This is a genomic window from Nocardioides sp. L-11A, assembly GCA_029961745.1.
Taxonomy (GTDB): domain Bacteria; phylum Actinomycetota; class Actinomycetes; order Propionibacteriales; family Nocardioidaceae; genus Nocardioides.
In genome coordinates this window covers 4,458,248-4,479,517 of sequence record CP124680.1, presented here as the reverse complement: position 1 = coordinate 4,479,517, position 21,270 = coordinate 4,458,248, and the positions used below count along the sequence as shown (strand labels likewise).

The following is a 21,270-nucleotide window of genomic DNA, read 5'->3' as shown; positions in this document are numbered from 1 at the left end:
CATGGCCGGAAACTCCGCGCGCAAGGGCGCCATCCGCAAGTCGAGCAAGAAGCCGACCGCCGGGTCCGGGGGCAAGGTCCGCCGCGGCCTGGAGGGCCGGGGGCCGACACCCAAGGCGGTCGACCGCGAATATCACAAGGCGCACAAGATCGCCGAGGCCAAGAAGCGTGCCGACAAGCGGGCCGGCAACCAGCGCGGCCCGCGCCGCAAGAGCGGCGGCGACGAGTGGATCGCCGGGCGCAACCCGGTCGTCGAGGCGCTGCGTGAGCGGGTGCCGGTGACCTCGGTCTACGTCGCCGAGGGCGCCGAGCGCGACGGCCGGCTGCGCGAGGTGTTCCGCCTGGCCGCCGAGCACGGCATCGGCCTGCTCGAGGTCAGCCGCGGCGAGCTCGACCGGCTCACCGACGGTGCGGTGCACCAGGGACTGGCGGCGCGGATCCCGGCGTACGAGTACGCCCATCCCGACGACCTGCTCGACGCCGCCGAGGATGCCGGCCAGAAGCCGCTCGTCGTCATGCTCGACTCGATCACGGACCCGCGCAACCTGGGCGCCATCGTGCGCAGCGCCGCGGGCTTCGGTGCGCACGGCGTGGTCATCCCCGAGCGCCGGGCGGCCTCGATGACCGCCGCGGCGTGGAAGACCTCCGCCGGCGCGGCCGCGCGCTGCCCGGTGGCGCAGACGGTCAACCTGACCCGGCAGATCAAGGCCTTCCAGGAGGCCGGCTGCTTCGTGATCGGCCTGGCCGCCGACGGTGACCTCACCCTGCCCGCCCTCGTGGCCGACGCCGACCTGGTCGGCGGCCCGCTGGTCCTGGTCGTCGGGTCCGAGGGCGAGGGCCTGTCCCGGCTGGTCGCGGAGAGCTGCGACCACCTGATGTCGATCCCGATGGCCGGCGTCCTGGAGTCGCTCAACGCCGGCGTCGCCGCCTCGGTGGCGCTGTACGCCGTTGCGGAGGCCCGCGCGCGCACGTGATCTCCACACCCCGCCTGCTCAAGGTCCTCGCCTACGCGGGGGCCTGGGCGGTCCTGTCGGTCGCCGTCGCGGCCGCGATCTTCGTCAACAGCGAGCGGACCGTGGAGATCGCGAGCCACGAGGCGACGCTGAGCCCGGACTTCTCCGGTGAGGTCGTGGCCCGGATGGGGCCCGTGCTGCCCGACCTGCGGATCCCCTCGGGCACCTGGGTCGGCGTCGAGGTCGAGCTCGGGAAGACCGACGTGGCGACCCTCGAGGAGCTGACCAGCCGGTACGCCGCGATCGCGTCGCAGCCCGAGGGCCAGATCGCCGTCGCCGAGCGGGCGGTCGTCGCGATGGCGCTCGCGGCGCTGGTGCAGGGCGCCGTGCTGGGCGCCGTACCCCTGCTGGTGTGGGCGGCCGTCGGTCGCACCCGGCGCCACGAGCTCTACGCCGGGCTCCGCACCTGCGGCGGCGTCGCCGTCGCCGGGCTCGTGGTCGTGCTCGTCGTGGTCGCGGCCGTGCCCTACGGCTGGGGGCGCACCGATCCGCAGGCCGAGCACTGGCAGTCGCTGCACGACTTCCTCGGCCCCGAGGTGCCGCTGCCTGCCGAGGCGGCCGACGTCGAGGTGATGGCGGACGCGACGACCGCCCAGTCCCGGCGGTTGATCGAGAGCGGCATCAGCAGCTACCAGAAGAGCGTCGAGTTCTACTCGCAGGCCGCCGACGACGCCGCGGCGCTCGAGCTGCGCCAGCCGGAGGAGGGGGAGACCGTCGTCCTGCTCGTCTCCGACCGGCATGACAACGTCGGCATGGACAAGGTCGCCCGGGCGATCGCCGATGTCGGCGGCGCCACGGCCGTGTACGACGCCGGCGACGACACCTCCACCGGTAGTCGCTGGGAGGCGTTCTCGCTCGACTCCCTGGCCGCGACCTTCGAGGACTTCGACGGCCGGTGGGCGGTCGCGGGCAACCACGACAGCGGCGGTTTCGTGCACTCGCACCTCGAGGACCTCGGCTGGACCTATTTCGACGACGAGGTCATCGACGGCCCCGGCGACTCCCGGATCCTCGGGATCGACGATCCGCGCTCCAGCGGTCTGGGGGACTGGCGCGACCAGACCGGGCTCAGCTTCGGCGAGGTGGCCGAACTACTGGCCGACGCCGCCTGCGCCGCCGACGAGGACGGCGACCGGGTGGGCACCCTGCTCGTCCACGACGCCAATATCGCCAAGCCGGCCCTGGCCCGCGGCTGCGTCGACCTGGTGCTCGGCGGTCACGTGCACGTCCAGACCGGCCCCACGCCGGTCACCGCGGAGGACGGCCGGGTCGGCTACACCTACACCCTCGGCACGACGGGCGGCGCGGCGTACGCGATCGCGATCGGGAGCAAGCTGCGGCGGCCCGCCAGCATCGGCCTGGTCACCTATCGCGACGGCCGGCCGGTCGGCATCCAGTCGGTCACCCTCCAGCCCAACGGCCGCTACGAGGTGGACCCCTGGGTCGAGCTCACCTACTGAGAACGTGTTTGAGAAGGTCCTGACCTGCTGCGCGCCGCCCCGTCGGCGCCTCGCTGCGTTGCAGCTGCTCGAAGGTGCAACCAGACCGCCGTCGCATCTGCGCCTTGCGAGGCATTCCACGGATGCGACGCTCGCGACGGCCAGGACTTCTCGAACACGTTCTGACACCCCGCCAGGTGCTTTGGTGACCGCTCCTCTACTGTTTCCTCCGTTCATTTTCTGCGGGTGACTCGGACCGCCCCTCTCGGAAGGAAATCCCAGCATGGCCAATCTCGGTGGCGGCATCCTCGGCCGCATCATCGGTGGCGTCGTCAGCATCGCGGTCGCCCTCGGTGCGTATTTCATCTTCTTCAAGGGACAGGAGAAGGTCGAGCAGGCCAAGGCCCCCAAGGTGGGCGAGTGCCTGGTCATGACCGGCTCCAGCTTCGACGCCGACCACAAGGAGGTCGACTGCGGCGACGCGGAGGCCACCTACAAGATCGTCAACGACAAGGGGAGCTGCGACGAGGCGGAGCTCAACTACACGATCTCGCTCGGCAACGACCGCAACAGCGGCAATGTCGCCGACCTCTGCCTCGACCTCAACGTCGCCGAGGGGGACTGCATCGACCTCGGCGGCATGTCGACGCCGGCCGCGAAGGTCGCCTGCACCGAGGGTGCGACCAACACCTCGATCCTGAAGGTCGTCTCGGTCGGCAAGGCCGGTGACAAGTGCACGAACGGCTCGCAGCCGCTCGAGAACGTCACCCGCAAGTCCCTGCTCTGCCTCGGCCCGGCCGCCTGAGCGACGTCGTTCTCATGTCGTACCCGGCGAACGGGTGGTGAGCTCGCGCTGAGCGCGACCCGTTCGCCGGGTGTGACGGCACCCGTCAGCTGACCGGAGGCTCCGGCAGTCGCCGAAGCGCCTCGGCGATCGAATCGCGGAGCGACCCCAGCCCGGAGTCGATCGTGTCGAAGCGCCCGTCGTGGGTGGTCAGCTTGGCCTGGAGGTCGGCGAAGAGGCCGTCGTGGGTGGTCAGCTTGGCCTGGAGGTCGGCGAAGAGGCCGTCGTGGGTGGTCAGTCTGGCCTGGAGGTCGGCGAAGAGGCCGTCGTGGGTGGTCAGCTTGGCCTGGAGGTCGGCGAAGAGGCCGTCGTGCGTGGTCAGTCTGGCCTGGAGGTCGGCGAGCAGCTCGTAGATGCTCTCGATGTCATTGCCCTGCTGGTCGAGTTTGCGCTCGATCTGCTGAGATGTGAGGGCCATGTCTGCTCCTGGTGTCGGCTGACGGGGTGTGGCGAGCCTACGTGGCGCTCAGCTCACCCACCAGCGGTCTTGCAGCTCCTGTGGAGAACCCCGTCACCACCAGAGACCGTGACCGGAGCGTGGCCCGAGGTGCTGCCCCGCGAGGCGGGCCCTAGGCTGTTCCCGCGATCCCCGGTTGGTCTGTCGGGCCCGAGGTGCTGCCCCGCCGGGCGGGCCCTAGGCTGTTCCCGCGATCCCCGGTTGGTCTGTCGGCAGGGCCCGCCTGACTTTGAATCAGGACAAGCGACGTAGGTTCGACTCCTACCCGGGGAGCTCCAGGCCCCTTACGGCGTCGCGCCCACCATCTGGGTGACCAGCTCGACGTGCTGGCGGGCGAGGTCCGCGGCGCTGAGCCGACCGCCGGGCCGGAACCACTTGCCCGCGTTGATGCACAGGTCGAGGATCGACTTGGCGGTGATGTCGGTGTCGGCGCCGACCGCGGCGAGGGTGAACTCGCCGTCGGCGATGCCGCGCTGCAGGCATTCCTCGAAGAGCCGGCGGATCCGCTTCTGCTGCCCGAGGACGTCGACGGCACGCTCGGGCGGCAGGTGCCGCCACTCAGTCTGGCTGACCAGGCCCTCGAGCTGCCGCTCGGAGTGGAAGATCGAGATCGCGCCGACCAGCGCACGCAGTTGCGCGGTCGCGGTGTCGGCTGCGGCGGCGTGCGCGCGCAGGAGCGACTCGACGGAGTCGTTGAGGGAGCGCATGAGGATCGCGTACAGCACGTCCTCCTTGGACCCGAAGTGGTTGTACAGCGAGCCGGCGGTGACGTGGCAGGCCTGCATGATCTGGCGGACCGACGTCGCGGGGTAGCCGTTGGTGAAGAACAGCTCCGTGGCCACGTCGAGTACGCGCTGGGCGGTGTCCGTGTGGCGGGCGTCGGTCTTGGCGGATCTCACGGGACCACCGTACCCGATATATGAACGTTTGTTGACGTAGTGCTCGCAATCCTGGTAAACAAACGTTCATGCATTCTGTGATGCCGTTCACCCCAGCCCCGGCGGCGGTCGACCTGTGCGATGTCGTGCTGCGCCGCGCGGGGTGGCGCACGTATCTGGGCGCCCTGCTGAGCGCCGCCCCGCGCTACGGCGTGGTGTTCGCCCCCCGGTTCGCCGCCATGTCCGGTCGCACCTCCCGGCAGATCGTGGCTGGGCTGGCCGAGGATCAGGACGCGGCGATCGAGGACCTGGCCGAGATCGCGGCGCTGGCGTTCGACCCCGAGGCCCGGGTCGCCGAGCTCGAGGAGCACGACATCGTGCAGGTGATCCACGGCGGCCCCTGGCCGTGCGAGGACGGCACGCTGAACGATCACGTCGCGGGGATCGCGCGGCTCAGCGGCCGCTTCGTGCCGTGGGCCGGCGTGTCGCTGGCGGACCCGGGTGCCGCGCTCGCCGAGGCGACCCGGGCGGTCGACGAGCTCGGCATGTCGGGGCTCTCGGTGATCCCGTTCCTGGACGGCGTGGGCCCTGACGACCCGGCCCTCGCGGACCTGTGGGCGTTCGCCGCCGACCGCGATCTGCCGGTCTGGATCCACAGCGGGCAGAGCTTCTCCGGCTCGCCCATGGCGATCAGCAGTCCACAGGTCATCGATGCCCTGGCGATCCGGCACCCGCGTCTGCGGATCGTGCTCGGCCACGGCGGCTGGCCCTGGGTCCTCGACGCCGTCGCTCTCCTGCAGCGCCATGCCCACGTGTACCTGGAGTTCTCCTCCCACCACCCGAGGACGATGGCCACCGCCGGCTCCGGCTGGGAGCCGCTCTTCCTGCACGGCGCGCGGTCGGTGCGTGACCGGGTGCTCTTCGGCTCGACGAGCTGGACCCACGGCCACGGGCCGGCCGCGGTGGTCGCCTCCGCCTCGCACCTCCCGATCGCCCCCGAGGTCCGCGAGGCGTGGCTGCACGGCAACGCGGCCCGGCTGCTGGCCCGCGACCCGGAGCCGGCCCGATGAGCCTGCTCGCCCAGCGCCGCGTGGTCGTCACCGGCGCCCTCGGCGGGATCGGCACCGCGGTCACCGCGCGCCTGCTCGCCGACGGCGCCCGGGTGCTGGCGGTCGACCACCCCGACGTCGTACGCCGCGACCGGGGCCCGGATGCGCCGGGCCTGCACGTCGTCGGCATCGACCTGCGCGACCCCGAGGCATCCCGTGCGGTCGCCCGGCAGGGCGTCGAGCGGCTGGGTGGGCTCGACGGCCTCGTCAACAACGCCGGGATCGAGCTGCGGGCGCCGCTGGCCGACCACGCCGACGAGCGCTGGGACGCCGTCTTGGACCTCAACCTGGGGGCGCCCTTCCGGCTGGCCCGCGACCTGGCCGACCTGCTGGCGGCCGGCCGCTCGGCCGCAGTCGTCAACGTCTGCTCGATCGCGGTGACCGGCTTCGCCGGCCAGGTCGCCTATGACACCAGCAAGGGCGGTCTGCTGACCCTGACCCGCTCCCTGGCGGTCGAGCTCGGTCCCCGGGGCGTGCGCGCCAACGCGGTCTGCCCGGGGTTCATCGACACGCCGATGCTCGACGAGGGCGACCTGCGCCCCATCGCCGAGCGCGTGGCCCGCGGCCTGCCGCTGCGCCGCCTGGGCCGTCCGGCCGACGTGGCCGGCGCCGTCAGCTGGCTGCTCGGCGACGACGCCGGCTACGTCACCGGCCAGTCACTTTTCATCGATGGAGGAATGAACCGCTCATGACCACCCTGCACGACGAGCCCGCGCTCTCGACCCTGCGCACCCACGAGCCGAGCCCGGGGGTCCGGTGGATCGCCCTGAACCGGCCCGAGCGGCTGAACGCGATCGACCGCGCCCTCGGTGAGGAGCTGTACGCCGTCCTGGAGCGCGCGCTCGCGGACCGCGCGACGCGGGTCGTGGTGATCACGGGCGAGGGCCGGTCCTTCTGCGCCGGCGACGACCTCGGCGCCGTCGAGGAGCACCTGCGCGGCGAGTACGAGCGCTCGCCGGTGATCGGTACGACGCCGGACCCGATGTACCTGCGGATCATCGAGATGCTGGTGACCAGCCGGGTCCCGGTGATCATGGCGGTCAACGGCGACGCGGCAGGTGCCGGCGCCGAGCTCGCCTGCGCGGGCGACGTCCGGATCGCGAGCTCGCGGGCCCGCCTGGGCAGCGCGCTGCTGAACGTGGCCCAGGCCGGCGGCCTGGTGATGATGTCGCGACTCGTCGGCGCCGCGCGGGCCACCGAGATCTACCTGTCCGGAGCCCTGCTCGACGCGCACGAGGCCGAGCGCCTCGGCATCTTCACGAAGGTCGTCGAGCCGGAGGAGCTGGTCAGTGCGACGCTCGCCGAGGCGGAGCGGCTCGCGAGCGCGCCGACCGCCGCGATCGGCCTGTTCAAGGAGCTGCGCGAGCAGACGATCGGCCAGCCGGTGCAGCAGGCGCTGCGGCTGCAGAACGCCGTCCACATCCGCAACAACGCCGAGGTCGAGGACGCGCTCGAGGGCGCCACGGCCTTCATCGAGAAGCGCCGTCCGCGCTTCGCCGGGAAGTAGGGAGACACCGCCATGGGCGAGAACATCTTCGGTCGCTTCGAGGGACACGTCGTGGTCGTGACGGGTGCCGCCTCCGGCATCGGCGCCGCGTCGCTGACGCTCTTCGAGCGCGCGGGCGCGACGGTGGTGGGCCTGGACCTGCGCGAGGGCCCCGGCATCCGGGCCTGCGACGTGTCCGACCCCGCCGCGGTCGACGCGGCACTGCGTGCGGTGGTGGCCGAGCACGGCCGCCTGGACGTGGTGCACGGGAACGCGGGGATCAGCATCCCCGGTCGTCCGCACTCGATCACCGACGACGACTACCGCCGGGTGATGGGCGTGTGCTGCGACGCGAACTTCTACCTCGTGCGCTCCGGCGTGCCGCACATGCGGGAGCGCGGCGGAGTCTTCGTCTTCACCGCCTCGATGTGCGGGGTCGGGGCGACGCCGCGGTCCTCGGTCTACAACATGGCCAAGCACGCGGTGATCGGGCTGACCCGGTCGGTCGCGGTCGACTACGGCGCCCAGGGCATCCGGGCGGTGGCCATGGTCACCGGGCCGACCCACACCGCGATGGCCGACGAGCTGTGGCCCGAGGACGGCGTCGCGCGCAACGGGTTCCTGCGGGCGACCCCGGCCGGGCGCCTCAGCCGGCCCGAGGAGCAGGCGCGGGCAGCGGTCTTCGCGGCGCTCCCGGAGTCGTCGTACATGAACGGCGGCGTGATCACCGTCGACGGCGGCGCGACCGCGGGCTGGAACGAGATGGGCCTGGGGATGCTCCCGACGGCGGCCTCGGCATGAGTGCCGGGTTCTGGCTCGGCGACGTCGCGACGCCAATGCGCGACGGTGTGGCGCTGCAGGCCGACGTGTGGCACCACGGCGAGCCCCGCCCCGCGGTGGTCTTCCGCACGCCCTACGGGCGCCGGGCGATCACCTCCGACGTACTGCGGCCGGTCGACTGCCTCCACGGCGGGTTCGCCGCGGTCTGCCAGGACACCCGAGGCCGGTTCGGCTCGGAGGGTGACTGGGAGCCGATCATGTGGGACCAGGAGGCCCTCGACGCCTACGACACCGTGGAGTGGGTCGCCCGCCAGGAGTGGTGCGACGGCCGGGTGATCCTCGCCGGCACGTCGTACGGCGGCATCGTCTCCTTCCTCGGCGCCGCCCAGCGCCCGCCGAGCCTGGCCGGCGTTGCCGCGGCGATGGTGACCTCGGGCAGCCGCGACCTGCGCGAGCTGGGCGGGGCGATGCGCCTCGAGCAGGTCGTCAGCTGGCTGCTCTACATGGCCGCGGACTGGCTGCGGCGGCGACCGCAGGACGCCGACGCCGAGACGGTCGCCACCCTGCATGCCCTCCTTCTCGACCCGGAGCCGGCCCTGGCGGCGCTGCCCCTGGCCGAGGGCCCGCTGGCACGGCTGCGCGGCTTCCCGATCGACGTCCCCGCGCTGCTGGCCGGCCGGGTGCCGACCACGCCCGAGTGGGAGCCGGCCGCCGTCGGGGTGCCGGTGTTCGTCACGACGGGTTGGTTCGACGTCTTCGCCTCCGCCACGATCGACGCGTTCCGCGACGCCGTCCGGGCCCATCCCGAGCTGGCGCACCGCCTCGTCGTCGGCCCGTGGGCGCACACCGGACCGCTGCCGCACCACACCGGCGAGCTGAACTTCGGCATCACCGCCTCCGCCGCGGCGGCGACCGTCCCCGCGCAGCAGCTGGCCTTCTTCGCGGACCCCGCGGCGGTCGCGCCGCGGCACGAGGTCAGGTACTTCCTCATGGGCGCCGACCAGTGGCACACGGCCGATGCCTGGCCGCCGCGCGCCACCCGGTCCGAGGTGCTGCACCTGGGGCGGGCCGGCGTCCTCGGTCCCGAGCCGGAGGCGGCCGGTGCCGTCGACAGCCTCGTCCACGACCCGCTCGACCCGGTGCCGAGCCGCGGCGGCCGGGTCATCCACCTCGGGCGGTCCACGCCGGGACCGATCGACCTGAGCCGGCAGCTCGAGCGACCCGATGTGCTCGGTTACCGGACGGCGGAGCTCGACGAGCCGCTCGACGTCGTGGGCGCCGTCCACGCGGACCTGACGGTGTCGGTGAGCCAGCCGGACGCCGACCTCGTCGTCCGCCTGGTCGACGTCCGTCCCGACGGGCGGGTGTACCCCGTCGCCGAGGGCGTGGCCCGGCTGAGCCACGTGCTCGGCGGCCCCGCCGACGGCACTCCTGCCCGGGTGCGGGTCGCCCTCGGGTACACCGCGCAGCGCTTCGGGCCGGGCCACCGGCTGGGCCTCCTCGTGACGGGCAGCGCCTTCCCCCACCTCGACCGCAACCTCAGCACCGGTGAGCCGTCGAGCACCTCCGCCGAGGCCCGCACCGTCGCCGTCGACCTCCACCTCGCGGACTCGACGCTCTCCATCGACGTCCATCACCAGGAAGGACCACGCTGACATGCCGCTGTGGAAGGCCACCCGCTCCGGAGGGGTGGTGGAGCTCGTCTACGACAACCCCCCTCGGAACTTCCTCACCTTCGCCGCGCTCACCGAGCTCGGCGACCACCTCACCGCGCTCGCGGACGACCCGGACACGGCCGTCGTCGTCCTCGCCAGCGCCGACCCGGAGCGCTTCATCGCGCACGCCGACCTCGACGAGCTGACCCGGCTGGCCGACGGGCCGGTGCCGGAGGCGCGGGCGTGGTACACCACGATGCGCCTGATCGAGACCATGCCGCAGCCGGTCGTCGCCGCCATCGACGGCCAGGCCTGGGGTGGGGGACTGGAGCTGTCGCTCGCCTGCACCCTGCGCTGGGCGAGCCCGCGGGCGCACTTCTCCGCGATCGAGACCGCCCTGGGCATCATCCCCGGCGCGGGCGGGTCGCAGCGCCTGATCCGGCTGATCGGGCGCGGTCCCGCGACCGACCTCGTGATCACCGGCCTGCGGGTCGACGCGGCTCACGCCGAGCGGCTCGGGCTCGTCAGCCGCGTCCTCTCCGGCGACTTCCGGGCCGAGGTGCGGGCGGCCGCGACCGAGCTCGCGCACCTGCCGCGCGCCGCGGTGGCCGCGGCCAAGCGGGTCGTGCGCGAGGGCGCCGAGCTGGACCTCGGCGCCGCCCTGCGCCTGGAGGGCGGCATGTTCGGCGAGCTGCTCGCGACGCCCGAGTCGCTGGGGCTGCAGCGCGCGGCCCGCGAGCGGTACGCCGGCGCGGAGGCCGGCGCCCCGGTCGACTTCGCGGGTCTCGGGGACTCCGCATGAGCGGCCTCGCCGTCGTGACCGGCGCGAGCCGGGGGATCGGTCGGGCGGTCGCCGAGCAGCTGGCGCGGGACGGCTTCGACCTCGCGGTCGGCTACTTCGCCCGGGCCGACGCCGCGCACGAGGTGGTGGCGGTCGCCGAGGGACACGGGGTCCGCGCGGCGGCGTACCAGGTCGACGTGCGCTCGCCGGAGTCCTGCCGGCGGCTGGTGACCGAGGCCCGCGCGTCCCTGGGAGCGGTGCGCGCCGTGGTGTCCAACGCGACCGGCTTCGGCGCCGAGCAGCCCGGCCTCGGGACCGCGCTGGGCGTCCCGGTCGGGGTGTACCAGGAGATGTTCACCGCCCGGTTGGCCGCACTGCTGAGCCTGGTCGACGCCGCCGGCGCCGATCTGGACGACGGCGGTCGGATCGTCGCGGTGACGAGCACCGGCACCCGACGCCACGTGCCCGGCTACGCGCCCATCGCGGCGTCGATGGCCGCCGTCGAGAGCGTCGTGCGCTACCTGGCCGCCGAGCTCGGACCGCGCGGCATCACCGCCAACACCGCGGTCGGCGGCGTCATCGACACGGACGCCCTCGCCGAGATCACGAGCGACCCCGAGCGCCTCAAGGAGGCCGTACGCCGCGCGACGCCGCTGGGCCGGGTCGGCCGCGCCGACGACATCGCCGCTGTCGTCGGCTTCCTCTGCAGCGCGTCCGCCGACTGGGTGACCGGCCAGGCCCTGGTCGCCGACGGGGGCAACGCGCTGCGCTGACCGCACGACGGCTCGGGCCGGAACCGACAGACCCCAGCGCGCCGAGCGCTGTCAAGGAAGGAAGACACATGAGGAAGCTCATGACACTCAAGCGGGCGGGCGTGGCGCTGGCCACCGCCCTCACCCTCGCTCTCACCGCCTGCGGCGGCGACGGCGACAGCGGCGGAGCGGACAAGCGACTCGACGTCGCCGTACCGGCCGACGCGTCCTCTCTCGACCCGATCCTCGGCAGTGCCGGAGGCGACCATGTGATGCTCTACCCGATCTACGAGACGTTGATCGGGTTCGACGCCGACATGGTGCCTCAGCCGGGCCTGGTCGAGTCCTGGTCGCAGGCGAGCCCGAGGGAGCTGACCCTCACCCTGCGCGACGGGCTGACCTTCCATGACGGCACCGCCCTGGACGCGGAGGCGGTCCGGTTCAACCTCGAGCGCGCCCGCGGCGAGGGCTCGAACGTCGCGGTCGACCTCGCCTCGGTCACCGCGATCCGTGTCGATGACCCGCTCACGGTCACCCTGGAGCTCGCCGAGCCGGACGCCTCGCTGCTCATGGTGCTCTCGGACCGGGCCGGCATGATGGTGTCGCCGGCCGCCGTCGAGGAGAGCGATGGCGACGTCAGCGACAACCCCGTCGGTGCGGGCCCGTGGTCGATCGTGAAGTGGAACCGCGGCCAGTTCCTGCGCGTCGAGCGGTTCGACGACTACTGGGACGCCGACGCGACCCGGGTGCCCGAGCTCCAGTTCAACGTCGTGGCCGACCCGACCACCCGGGCCACGTCGCTGCGCTCGGGCAAGCAGGACGTCGCCCTCGGCTACGCCCCCTCGGACGCGGCCGAGCTGGACGGGAAGTCGGACGTCCAGCTGGTGCGGACCCCGCGACTGTGGGTCGACGAGGTCTACTTCGACCTCGGCTCCGCGGAGCTGAAGGACGTGCGCGTGCGCCGGGCCCTCAACCTCGCCATCGACCGCGAGACGATCGTGAAGAGCGCCTACTTCGGTCTCGGCAGCCCGGCCTCGAGCCTGTTCCCGGGCAGCTACTGGGCCGCGAACGAGGAGCTGGCCTACGACTTCGACCCGGACCAGGCCCGTGCGCTGCTGGCCGAGGCCGGAGCGTCGGACCTGTCCTTCGACATGCTGCTCAGTGCCGACGCCGGCACCGTGCGGATGGGTGAGATCCTGCAGCAGCAGTGGGCCGATGTCGGTGTCACCGTGAACCTGAAGCCGCTGGAGGGCGTCCAGGCGGTCAACGCCTACTTCGTGGACCACGCGGAGCCTGCCCTGCTCTCGGCCTTCACCGGCCGCCCCGACCCGAAGATGGCGTTCGACGTGCTCTTCTCGGACAGCAGCTTCTACAACGTCTCCGGCCTGGCGACCCCGGGCCTCGTGGAGGCGCTGGAGAGCACCGACGCGTCGCTCGAGGGCGACCAGCGCGCCCCGGGCTTCCGGGACGCCGCGACAGCGGTCTTCGAGAACGCGTCGTTCCTCCCGATCTCCTTCCCCGACAACCTGATCGCGCTGGGCGAGGACGTCTCCGGCTTCGAGGACAACCTCCTCGGCAAGCCGAAGTTCCTCGGCGTCTCGCTGGACTGACCAGAGCGACAAGACCGACAAGCAGGTGCTGACATGAGTGGAGCGTTGCTCAGCGTCGATCGTCTCGACGTCTTCTTCGGTGCGCACGGAACGCAGGTCCAGGCGCTGCATGGCGTCTCCTTCGACGTCGCGCCGGGGGAGGTCGTCGGCCTGGTCGGCGAGAGTGGGAGCGGCAAGACCGTCACCTCGCTGGCGCTCATGGGTCTCCTGGACCCGCGCACGGCGCGGGTCCGGGGGGAGGCCCGCCTGCACGGCGAGCCGCTGTGGAACGACACAGGCCGGCTGCGTCCGCACGCGGAGGTCCCGATGGCGATGGTCTTCCAGGAGCCGATGACGGCGTTGGACCCCGTCTTCCGGATCGGCCATCAGCTCGTGGAGACCCTCCGGCGCCGCCAGGGCCTGAACCGGCGGCAGGCGACCGCGCGTGCCGCCGAGCTGCTCGACCAGGTCGGCATCCCCGACCCGCGGGCCCGGCTGCGGGCCTACCCGCACGAGCTCTCGGGCGGCATGCGGCAGCGGGTCGTGATCGCGCTGGCGCTGGCCTGCTCGCCCCGACTCCTCATCGCGGACGAGCCGACGACCGCGGTGGACGCGACGATCCAGGCCCAGCTGCTCGAGCTCATCTCGGGCCTGGCCCGCGACGAGGGGATGGGAGTGGTGTTCGTGACCCACGACCTCGGTGTCGTCGCCCAGATGTGTCATCGCATGATCACCATGTACGCCGGCCGCGTGATCGAGTCCGGCGCGGTGGGGGAGGTCCTCGCCCGGCCGCTCCACCCCTACACCTCGGGTCTGCTCGCCGCCCTGCCCGATCCCCGGCACCGCGGCGGTCGGCTGCCGACCATCCCGGGCGCCGTACCGGCCCCGGGGCGGACCGCCGAGGGCTGTGTCTTCGCCGAGCGCTGCGCGCACACGCGGCCCGCGTGCGGTGCGACCCCCGCACTGCGCCCGGTGACCGGCGGTCGGGAGGTCCGGTGCGCCCGTGCCGAGGAGCTGCAGCTGGCAGGGAGCGGGTCATGAACGTGCTGATGCGACTCGACGACGTCTCGGTGCGCTTCCCGGTCGGGCGGCGACGCAGCGTCTCGGCCGTCGACGGGGTGAGCCTGGACATCGTCGCGGGCCAGACGCTCGGCCTGATCGGCGAGAGCGGCTCGGGCAAGTCGACCTTGGCACGCGCCATGCTGGGCCTGGTCCCCGCCGCCGCGGGTTCGGTCTCGTGGCAGGGCGAGGAGGTGGCCCGGATGTCGCGGCAGCGCCGTCGCGACTTCACCGCCGAGGTGCAGATGGTGTTCCAGGACCCGCACAGCGCGCTCGACCCGCGCCGGCGGGTGCACCAGAGTGTCCGCGAGCCGCTCGACGTCCTCGGCCGCGGCGCCCGGACCGATCGCGACGACCTGGTCCGGGCGGCACTGGCCGACGTCGGCCTGCCCGCCCACCTGCACGACCGCTATCCCCACCAGCTCAGTGGCGGCCAGAAGCAGCGGGTCAACATCGCCCGGGCCCTGGTGACCCGGCCGCGGATGCTCGTGTGCGACGAGTCCGTCGCCGCGCTGGACGTGGCGCTGCAGGCGGAGATCCTCAACCTGCTCGGAGACCTGAAGGACGAGTACGACCTCACCGTCGTCTTCATCAGCCACGACCTCGGCGTGGTCGGCCACATCGCCGACCGGGTGGCCGTGATGTACCTCGGCCGGCTGGTGGAGACGGCCGCGGCCGACGTCCTGCTGGACGCGCCGCGCCACCCCTATACCGAGGCCCTGCTCTCCGCACGCCCCGACGTGCACGCACCGGGCGCCGGCGAGCGCATCATCCTGCGCGGGGACGTGCCCAGTCCGCTCGCCCCGCCCTCCGGGTGCCGCTTCCATCCCCGGTGCCTGCATGCCGCGGCCGGCTGCGCGACGGACCTGCCGGTGCTCGTCCCCGTCGACGGCGGCACCTCGGCCTGCCTACGGGTCGGGGAGCTCTACGGCCCGCGCCCGGCCGCCGCGACGACAGGAGGCGCCCGATGAGGATCGCCTCCGCGGTCGCGACCCGGCTCGTCTGGACCGTGCCCACCCTGCTGTTGGCGACGCTGGTCGCCTTCCTGCTGCAACAGCTGATCCCCGGCGACCAGGCGGTCGCGTTGGCCGGGGAGTACGCCACGGACGAGAAGCTCGCCGCCATCCGCGCCGACCTGGGCCTCGACCAGCCGGTGCTGACCCGCTACCTCGACTGGATCGGCGGCGTCGTCACCGGCGACCTCGGGACGTCGTACCGCACCGGACAGCCGGTCACCGAGATCGTGCTCGACCGGCTCCCGGTGACCCTGTTGCTGACCCTCTTCGCGCTGCTCGTCGCGATCGTCATCGGCATCCCCAGCGGCGTCGCCGCGGCGCAGCGGCCCGGCAGCTGGGTCGACCGCCTGTTCACCACCGCGGCGACCGCGGGCATCGCGATCCCGAACTTCTGGCTCGGCATGATGCTGATCGCCGTCTTCGCCCTGCAGCTCGGCTGGCTGCCCGGACCGGGCGGCGTGGACTTCGCCGACGACCCCGCGAACGCGCTGCGCGCCCTCGTCCTCCCGGCGATCGCCCTGGGCATGGTCGGCTCGGCCGAGATCTGCCGGCAGGTCCGCTCCGCGATGATCGAGAGCCTCGGCTCCGACTACGTGCGGACCCTGCGGGCCACGGGTCTGTCCCGCTGGTCCATCGTGTGGCGGCACGCCCTGAAGAACTCGAGCCTGCCGCTGGCGACGATCCTGGGGATCCAGGTGTCCCACCTCGTCGGCGGCGCCGTGGTGGTCGAGGCCGTCTTCGGCCTGTCGGGCATCGGGTCGCTCGTCGTGGAGGCGACCAACCAGCGCGACTACGTCGTCATCCAGGCGGTGGTGCTGCTGGCCGCGGTGATCGTGCTGGTCACCAACCTGGTCGTCGACATCTCCTACCGTCTCCTGGACCCGAGGATCTCCTGATGTCGACGACGCTCAGCAAGCCCGCCCGCACCGCACCGCGCACCTCGGCGGTGATCTGGTTCAGCTACGGCATCCTCGCCGTGGTCGCGGTCGTCGTGGTCCTGGCCGACGTCCTGGCACCCCACGCGCCGAACCACCAGGACCTCACCTCGGTGCTCCTCGGCCCCAGCGCGGAGCACCCCCTCGGCACCGACGACCTCGGCCGCGACGTCCTCAGCCGGCTGCTGCACGGCACCCGGGTCTCGATCCTCGCGGCCCTGCTGGCCGTCGGGATCGCGCTCGTCGTCGGCTTCCCGCTCGGCATCCTCGCCGGGTACGTCGGGGGGTGGCCCGACGCGATCCTGATGCGGCTGCTCGACACGGTGATGGCCTTCCCCGCCCTCGTCCTCGCCATCGGCATCACCGCGATGCTGGGGCCCGACATCACCACGGCCATGATCGCCGTCGGTGTCGTGCTCACCCCGGTGGTGGTGCGGCTGACCCGGGCCCAGACGATGGCCGTGGCCGGCCAGACCTATATCGAGGCGGCGTCGTCGTTCGGCGCCCGCGGCGTGCGCCGGATGATCCTGCCGCACGTCGTACCGAACGTCGTCCAGCCGATCGTCGCCCAGCTGGCCGTGCTCATGGGCTTCGCCCTGATCGCGGAGGCCAGCCTGAGCTTCCTGCAGCTCGGCGTCCAGCCGCCCACGGCGTCGTGGGGCACCATCCTGGCGCGCTCCTACACCTTCCTCGAGCGCGCGCCGATGAGCATCTTCGTCCCGGGCGCCGCGATCGCGCTGACCGTCTTCGCCCTCAACATCGTGGGCGAGGAGGTCCAGCGGCTCCTCGACCCGCGCCGCCGGTGACCGCGACGTGCGCGTCGCCCACCCGACCTGCATCATCGACAACGAACGACGGGAGACCCATGAACTCGAGTTGGCTGACCAGCAGCGCGGCCGTGCTGCCGCAGGCCCTGCGGAACCGCGCGGGCGAGCACCCGGACCGCCCCCTCGTCGTGTTCGAGGACGGCCGGCGCTGGACCTACGCCGAGACGCTGCGCGAGGCCGAGCGGGTCGCCCACGCGCTGCGCGGCCTCGGCGTCGCGCAGGGTGACCGGGTGGTCTCGTGGCTGCCCACGGGTCCCGACGCGCTGCGGGTCTGGTTCGGCGTCAACCTCCTCGGTGCCGTCCTCGTGCCGCTCAACACCGCCTACCGGGGCGGCCTGCTGGAGCACTCCCTCGCGCTGTCGGGCGCGTCGGTCGCGGTCGTGCACGCCGATCTGGCCGACCGCCTGGCGAGCGTCGACCGTGCGGGCCTGCGCGACGTCGTCGTCGTGGGCGGGCCCGGGGCGGTCGACGGGCTGCGGGTGCACGATGCGGCCGTCCTGGACGGCGCCCCGCCGCCGGAGCCCGCCGCGTGGCCGGAGGTCATGCCGTGGGACCCGTACGCCGTCGTACTGACCTCGGGGACGACGGGACCCTCCAAGGGCGTCGTGTGCTCCTATGCCCAGCTGTCGGCCTGTGCGGAGGCGGCCTTCGCCGGCGACTTCGGCGCCGACGACCGCTACCTGGTGACCCTGCCCCTGTTCCACGCCGGCGGGACGATCGGCGTCAACGCGGCCGTCGTACTCGGCGGCGGCATCGTGCTCACCTCCGGTTTCCGGACCGGGGACTTCTGGGACTTCGTCCGCGCGACCGAGCCGACGCACGTCACGCTGCTGGGCGTCATGGCGACGTACCTGAGCAAGCAGGAGCCGTCCGCCGCCGACCGCGAGCACTCGCTGCGGCGGGTGTTCATGATCCCGCTGTCGGATGCCGCGACCTTCGCGGAGCGGTTCGGTGTCGAGGTCGTGGCGATGTACAACATGACCGAGGTCTCGATCCCGATCGTCTCCGGACCCAACCCGGCCCAGGACGGCACATCCGGCCGGGTCCGCCCGGGGATGGAGGTCCGGATCGTCGACGAGCACGACCTGGAGGTGCCCGACGGCACGGTCGGCGAGCTGGTGGTGCGCGGCGCCGAGCCGTGGACCATCGCGACGGAGTACCTCGGTCGTCCGGAGGCGACGGCCGCGGCCTGGCGCAACGGCTGGTTCCACACGGGTGACGCGTTCCGGTGCGTCGACGGCGAGTACTTCTTCGTCGACCGGATGGGCGACACCATCCGGCGCCGGGGCGAGAACATCTCCTCGTTCGAGGTGGAGAACGAGATCGTCGCGCACCCCAGCGTCTCGGAGGTGGCCATCGTGGCGACGCCGAGTCCCGACGGCGAGGACGAGGTGCTGGCGGTGCTGGCACCGGCCCCCGGGCGGTCGATCGACGTCGCTGAGCTGATCGAGTTCATCCGGCCCCGGATGGCGCACTTCATGGTGCCGCGCTACTTCCGCATCCTCGACGAGCTGCCGAAGACCCCGACCAGCAAGATCCAGAAGCACAGCCTGCGTGCCGACGGGATCACGCCGGACACGATCGACCGCGAGGGTCTGGGGATCCGGATCCGCAAGGAGCGGATCGGCGAGCAGCGCGGCTGACTGCCCTCCGATCCTCGCTCAGGTGGTCGCTCAGTCGCCGCGGTCGAGGGCGACCTGGATCAGCCCGCCGATCATCGCCAGGTTCTTGAGGAACTGCACCTGCTGCATCCGCCGGGCCGCGGGGTCCTCGACGGCCCAGAACGCGTGCCCGGCGAGGGTCGTGGGGATCATCGAGCCCACGAGCGCGAGCGCGGCGGGACGGGGCAGCACGCCCAGCGCGAGGGCGGCGCCGGCCGCGGCCTGGACGCCCCCGTTGGCGCGGACCAGGAGCTCGTCGTCCTCCGGCAGCGGTACGACGCCGCGCAGGGTGTCGAGCAGCGGTCCGGCCGTGTCGACGCGGCCACCGGGCGAGCGGAGGGCGTCGAGACCGAGCAGGGCGTAGGTGGCGCCGGTCAGCAGCCGGGCGATCCTTCGCGAGGGGGTGCGCATGTGTCGGTTCCTCTCCGAGCGGGGACGGAACCGACGCTACGCCACCCCACCTCGACCGTTGCGTCAGGCCGAGCGCGGCAGTGACATCGCCTGCCCCTCGGGCGTCAGGTAGGCACCGTCGTCGAACAGGATGACGCCGTTGCAGAGCCGGCACCAGCCCTGCTCGCTGTGGTCGGCGGTCACGTGGGCGGTGCAGCAGTCGGGGTCCCCGGCGGTCGGGCACTCGGGTGAGTGGTCACACATCATCGTGCTCCCTTTCGGTCGTCTCACATCACTATGTCTCGTGATACGCCTCATCGGCCGCAGATGCACGCTCTTTCGCCGAACCGTTAGGAACTCTTTCTGCGAACGTCGCGAGAACGAGTCGCGCGAGAACGAGAGGTAGGGAAAACCCCACCCCGCACCGGCGGCCCAGGACCATCGAGCCCGGCCGCCGCCGTCCCTAGCGTCGATGACATCAGATCCCCTCCCCGGAACACCCCCGGGAACACCCAGGAGCAGCCATGTCACAGACCGCGCTCGAGGTCCAGGACCTCACCCGCACCTACGGCGCCGGCGACAACGCCGTCACCGCGCTCGCGGGCATCGACCTCGCCTTCCGGCGGGGCACCTTCACCGCCGTGATGGGACCGTCCGGCTCCGGCAAGTCCACCTTCCTGTCCTGCGCCGCCGGCCTGGATCGGCCGAGCGGTGGTCGGGTCCTGGTCGGCGGCACCGACGTCACCGACTGGGACGAGGAGCGGCGTACCCGGCTGCGTCGGGAGCGGATCGGGTTCGTCTTCCAGGGCTTCCACCTGCTGCCGTACCTCTCCGCCGCCCAGAACGTCGCGCTGCCGAGCCGGCTCGCCGGCCAGCGGGTCGACCGCGAGCGGGTCCGCTACCTCCTCGACCGGGTGGGACTCGCCGAGCGCGCTCACCACCTGCCGGGCAGTCTGTCGGGCGGCCAGCAGCAGCGGGTCGCGATCGCCCGCGCACTGCTGACCTCGCCGGACGTGCTGCTCGCCGACGAGCCGACCGGCGCGCTCGACTCCACGACCGCCCGCCAGGTGCTCGGCCTGCTGCGCGGCAGCGTCACCGACCTCGGCCAGACCGTCGTGATGGTCACCCACGACCCCGTCGCCGCGTCGTACGCCGGTGAGGTGGTCTTCCTGGTCGACGGCCGGGTCGCGGGTCGGATGGCCCACCCCACCGCCGACGCCGTTGCCGGCCAGCTGGCCCACCTCGACGAGCTGGTGTCGGCATGAGCGCCATGAACGCCCTCGCCCTGCGCAGCCTGCGGCACCGGCCGCGCGCGGCGGTCGCCACCTTCCTCGCCGTCCTGCTCGGCACGCTGCTGATCGGCTCGTTCGCCACGCTGGCCGAGTCGGCGGGCGGCGCGCCCGCGCCGGACGACGGAACCCTGATCATCCTCGGCGCCGTCGTCGGCGGCTGGGGCGCGCTCATCGTGCTCTTCTCGGTCGCCTCGACGGTCGGGATCACCACCACCCAGCGGGCGACGGAGATCGGCCTGCTGCGCACGATCGGCGCCACCCCCCGCCAGGCCCGCCGACTGATCGCCCGGGAGACCGGCGCGATCGCGCTGAGTGCCGCCGTGGTCGGCGCGCTCGCCGCGTCGGTCGCCGGACGGCTGCTCTTCGAGCTCATCCGCTCCGGTGGGCTCGTCGCCGATCGCACGGAGTACGACGCCGGCCCGGTCTCGGTCGCCGGCGCGGCGCTCCTGGTCCTGGCGGTGTCCGCCGTGGCGGCCACGGTCGCGGCGCGGCGCGCCACCCGGGGGCCCGCGGGCGTCCTGGTCCGGGAGAGCGCGGGAGACCAGGGCCGGATGCGCTGGTGGCGGGTCACGATCGCGCTCGTGCTGATCGGATACGGCCTCGCGATGGCGGTGATCACGGTCGCGGTGACCGCCGACGCCGACGACCCCTACGCCGCGATGTCCACGAGCGGCTCCAGCTCGATCCTGGTCGGCGTGGGCCTGGCCGTGCTCGCACCCGTCCTGCTGAGGTGGGGCGCCGGGCCGGTGCGGCTGCTCGCCGGCTCCTCGGCGACGGCCCACCTGGCGTCGTACAACACCGGGCGCCGGGCGCACCTGCTCGCCGGCGTCCTGGCCCCCGTCGTCGTGCTGACCTCGGCCGCCGCCGGGACCCTGCTGCTCGTCGACATCGACCGCCGCTCGCTGCCTGCGGGCACCCCGGACAGCGACACCATCACCCTGTTGAACAATGTCGTCGTCGGCATGGTCTCGCTGTTCGCGGCCATCATGGTCGTCAATGCCTTCGTCGCGACCGTCGCGCACCGGCGCGAGGAGCTGCACCGCCTCCGGCTCCTCGGTGCCACGCCGCGGCAGGTGCGCGGCTCCGTGGTGGCGGAGGCCGGCATCGTCGCCGCCATCGGCGTGGCACTCGGACTGGTGGCGGCGGCCACGACCGTCGTCCCGTTCGCCGTCGCGCGCGACGAGGGCGTGGTCCCCGACGGTGGCCTGTGGCTGGTGCCCGCGGTGGCCGCCGCGATCGTCGCGCTGACCCTGGGCGCGGCCCGCGGCGCGGTGCGGAGCGCTGCGCGGGGGACCGCGTGATGACAGA

22 protein-coding genes and 1 tRNA gene are annotated in these 21,270 nt (G+C 72.9%); 19 read left to right on the top strand and 4 right to left on the bottom strand.

Annotation, left to right across the window (positions count from 1 at the left end):
• Position 1: 1 nt before the first annotated feature.
• From rlmB to QJ852_21540, 3 genes are all read left to right on the top strand, one after another.
• On the top strand, positions 2-973 hold the full coding sequence (gene rlmB / locus QJ852_21550; protein ID WGX95725.1) for a 23S rRNA (guanosine(2251)-2'-O)-methyltransferase RlmB: 972 nt from the start codon (positions 2-4) through the stop codon (positions 971-973).
• Complete coding sequence (locus tag QJ852_21545) at positions 970-2,472, top strand: metallophosphoesterase (protein WGX95724.1); 1,503 nt, start codon at positions 970-972, stop codon at positions 2,470-2,472. Before rlmB ends, QJ852_21545 begins: the two co-directional genes overlap by 4 nt.
• 262 nt (positions 2,473-2,734) lie before the next feature.
• Entirely contained in the window at positions 2,735-3,256 is a 522-nt protein-coding gene (locus tag QJ852_21540) for a hypothetical protein (protein ID WGX95723.1), read from the top strand.
• A gap of 85 nt (positions 3,257-3,341) precedes the next feature.
• On the opposite strand, the gene QJ852_21535 is transcribed toward QJ852_21540, so the two are convergent.
• Entirely contained in the window at positions 3,342-3,713 is a 372-nt protein-coding gene (locus QJ852_21535) for a hypothetical protein (protein WGX95722.1), read from the bottom strand.
• 233 nt (positions 3,714-3,946) lie between these two features.
• Between QJ852_21535 and QJ852_21530 the strand changes: the two genes are divergently transcribed.
• A tRNA-Gln gene (locus QJ852_21530) sits at positions 3,947-4,025 on the top strand.
• Positions 4,026-4,036: 11 nt separating this feature from the next.
• Here QJ852_21530 and QJ852_21525 read toward each other — a convergent pair.
• Complete coding sequence (locus QJ852_21525) at positions 4,037-4,651, bottom strand: TetR/AcrR family transcriptional regulator (GenBank protein ID WGX95721.1); 615 nt, start codon at positions 4,649-4,651, stop codon at positions 4,037-4,039.
• Between the two features lie 68 nt (positions 4,652-4,719).
• Between QJ852_21525 and QJ852_21520 the strand changes: the two genes are divergently transcribed.
• The 13 genes from QJ852_21520 (at position 4,720) to QJ852_21460 (ending at position 18,262) form a co-directional block, all read left to right on the top strand.
• Positions 4,720-5,700 carry an amidohydrolase family protein gene (locus tag QJ852_21520; protein WGX95720.1) on the top strand — a complete coding sequence of 327 codons (981 nt, stop codon included), beginning with the start codon at positions 4,720-4,722 and terminating at the stop codon, positions 5,698-5,700.
• A complete protein-coding gene (locus QJ852_21515) occupies positions 5,697-6,431 on the top strand; it encodes an SDR family NAD(P)-dependent oxidoreductase (protein WGX95719.1) in 735 nt (244 codons plus the stop codon). The genes QJ852_21520 and QJ852_21515 overlap by 4 nt, the downstream gene beginning before the upstream one ends.
• Complete coding sequence (locus tag QJ852_21510) at positions 6,428-7,246, top strand: enoyl-CoA hydratase-related protein (protein WGX95718.1); 819 nt, start codon at positions 6,428-6,430, stop codon at positions 7,244-7,246. Before QJ852_21515 ends, QJ852_21510 begins: the two co-directional genes overlap by 4 nt.
• Before the next feature lie 12 nt (positions 7,247-7,258).
• The gene (locus tag QJ852_21505; protein ID WGX95717.1) at positions 7,259-8,026 is read left to right on the top strand and encodes an SDR family oxidoreductase; all 768 of its coding nucleotides are present in this window, start codon (positions 7,259-7,261) and stop codon (positions 8,024-8,026) included.
• Positions 8,023-9,660: a CocE/NonD family hydrolase gene (locus QJ852_21500; GenBank protein WGX95716.1), complete on the top strand. Its 1,638-nt coding sequence runs from the start codon at positions 8,023-8,025 to the stop codon at positions 9,658-9,660. Before QJ852_21505 ends, QJ852_21500 begins: the two co-directional genes overlap by 4 nt.
• Before the next feature lies 1 nt (position 9,661).
• Positions 9,662-10,462 (top strand): enoyl-CoA hydratase/isomerase family protein, encoded by an 801-nt coding sequence (locus tag QJ852_21495; GenBank protein ID WGX95715.1) that lies wholly within the window; start codon positions 9,662-9,664, stop codon positions 10,460-10,462.
• The gene (locus QJ852_21490) at positions 10,459-11,214 is read left to right on the top strand and encodes an SDR family oxidoreductase (GenBank protein WGX95714.1); all 756 of its coding nucleotides are present in this window, start codon (positions 10,459-10,461) and stop codon (positions 11,212-11,214) included. Before QJ852_21495 ends, QJ852_21490 begins: the two co-directional genes overlap by 4 nt.
• 68 nt (positions 11,215-11,282) lie before the next feature.
• Positions 11,283-12,803, top strand: a complete 1,521-nt coding sequence (locus tag QJ852_21485; protein WGX95713.1) for an ABC transporter substrate-binding protein — start codon at positions 11,283-11,285, stop codon at positions 12,801-12,803.
• A 33-nt stretch (positions 12,804-12,836) separates the two neighbouring features.
• Complete coding sequence (locus QJ852_21480) at positions 12,837-13,823, top strand: ABC transporter ATP-binding protein (protein WGX95712.1); 987 nt, start codon at positions 12,837-12,839, stop codon at positions 13,821-13,823.
• Complete coding sequence (locus tag QJ852_21475; protein WGX95711.1) at positions 13,820-14,812, top strand: ABC transporter ATP-binding protein; 993 nt, start codon at positions 13,820-13,822, stop codon at positions 14,810-14,812. Before QJ852_21480 ends, QJ852_21475 begins: the two co-directional genes overlap by 4 nt.
• Positions 14,809-15,753 (top strand): ABC transporter permease, encoded by a 945-nt coding sequence (locus QJ852_21470; protein ID WGX95710.1) that lies wholly within the window; start codon positions 14,809-14,811, stop codon positions 15,751-15,753. Before QJ852_21475 ends, QJ852_21470 begins: the two co-directional genes overlap by 4 nt.
• Positions 15,753-16,598, top strand: coding sequence for an ABC transporter permease (locus tag QJ852_21465; GenBank protein ID WGX95709.1), 846 nt, complete (start codon positions 15,753-15,755; stop codon positions 16,596-16,598). Before QJ852_21470 ends, QJ852_21465 begins: the two co-directional genes overlap by 1 nt.
• A 59-nt stretch (positions 16,599-16,657) precedes the next feature.
• On the top strand, positions 16,658-18,262 hold the full coding sequence (locus tag QJ852_21460) for an AMP-binding protein (GenBank protein ID WGX95708.1): 1,605 nt from the start codon (positions 16,658-16,660) through the stop codon (positions 18,260-18,262).
• Positions 18,263-18,292: 30 nt separating this feature from the next.
• Here the strand turns inward: QJ852_21460 and QJ852_21455 are convergent, their stop codons facing one another.
• Together QJ852_21455 and QJ852_21450 are read right to left on the bottom strand one after the other, a co-directional pair.
• Positions 18,293-18,691, bottom strand: coding sequence for a DoxX family membrane protein (locus tag QJ852_21455; protein ID WGX95707.1), 399 nt, complete (start codon positions 18,689-18,691; stop codon positions 18,293-18,295).
• A gap of 63 nt (positions 18,692-18,754) precedes the next feature.
• Complete coding sequence (locus tag QJ852_21450) at positions 18,755-18,934, bottom strand: DUF5999 family protein (protein ID WGX95706.1); 180 nt, start codon at positions 18,932-18,934, stop codon at positions 18,755-18,757.
• Positions 18,935-19,314: 380 nt separating this feature from the next.
• Between QJ852_21450 and QJ852_21445 the strand changes: the two genes are divergently transcribed.
• Together QJ852_21445 and QJ852_21440 are read left to right on the top strand one after the other, a co-directional pair.
• Entirely contained in the window at positions 19,315-19,935 is a 621-nt protein-coding gene (locus tag QJ852_21445) for an ABC transporter ATP-binding protein (protein WGX99493.1), read from the top strand.
• The gene (locus tag QJ852_21440) at positions 19,932-21,263 is read left to right on the top strand and encodes an FtsX-like permease family protein (GenBank protein WGX95705.1); all 1,332 of its coding nucleotides are present in this window, start codon (positions 19,932-19,934) and stop codon (positions 21,261-21,263) included. The genes QJ852_21445 and QJ852_21440 overlap by 4 nt, the downstream gene beginning before the upstream one ends.
• Positions 21,264-21,270: the final 7 nt, after the last annotated feature.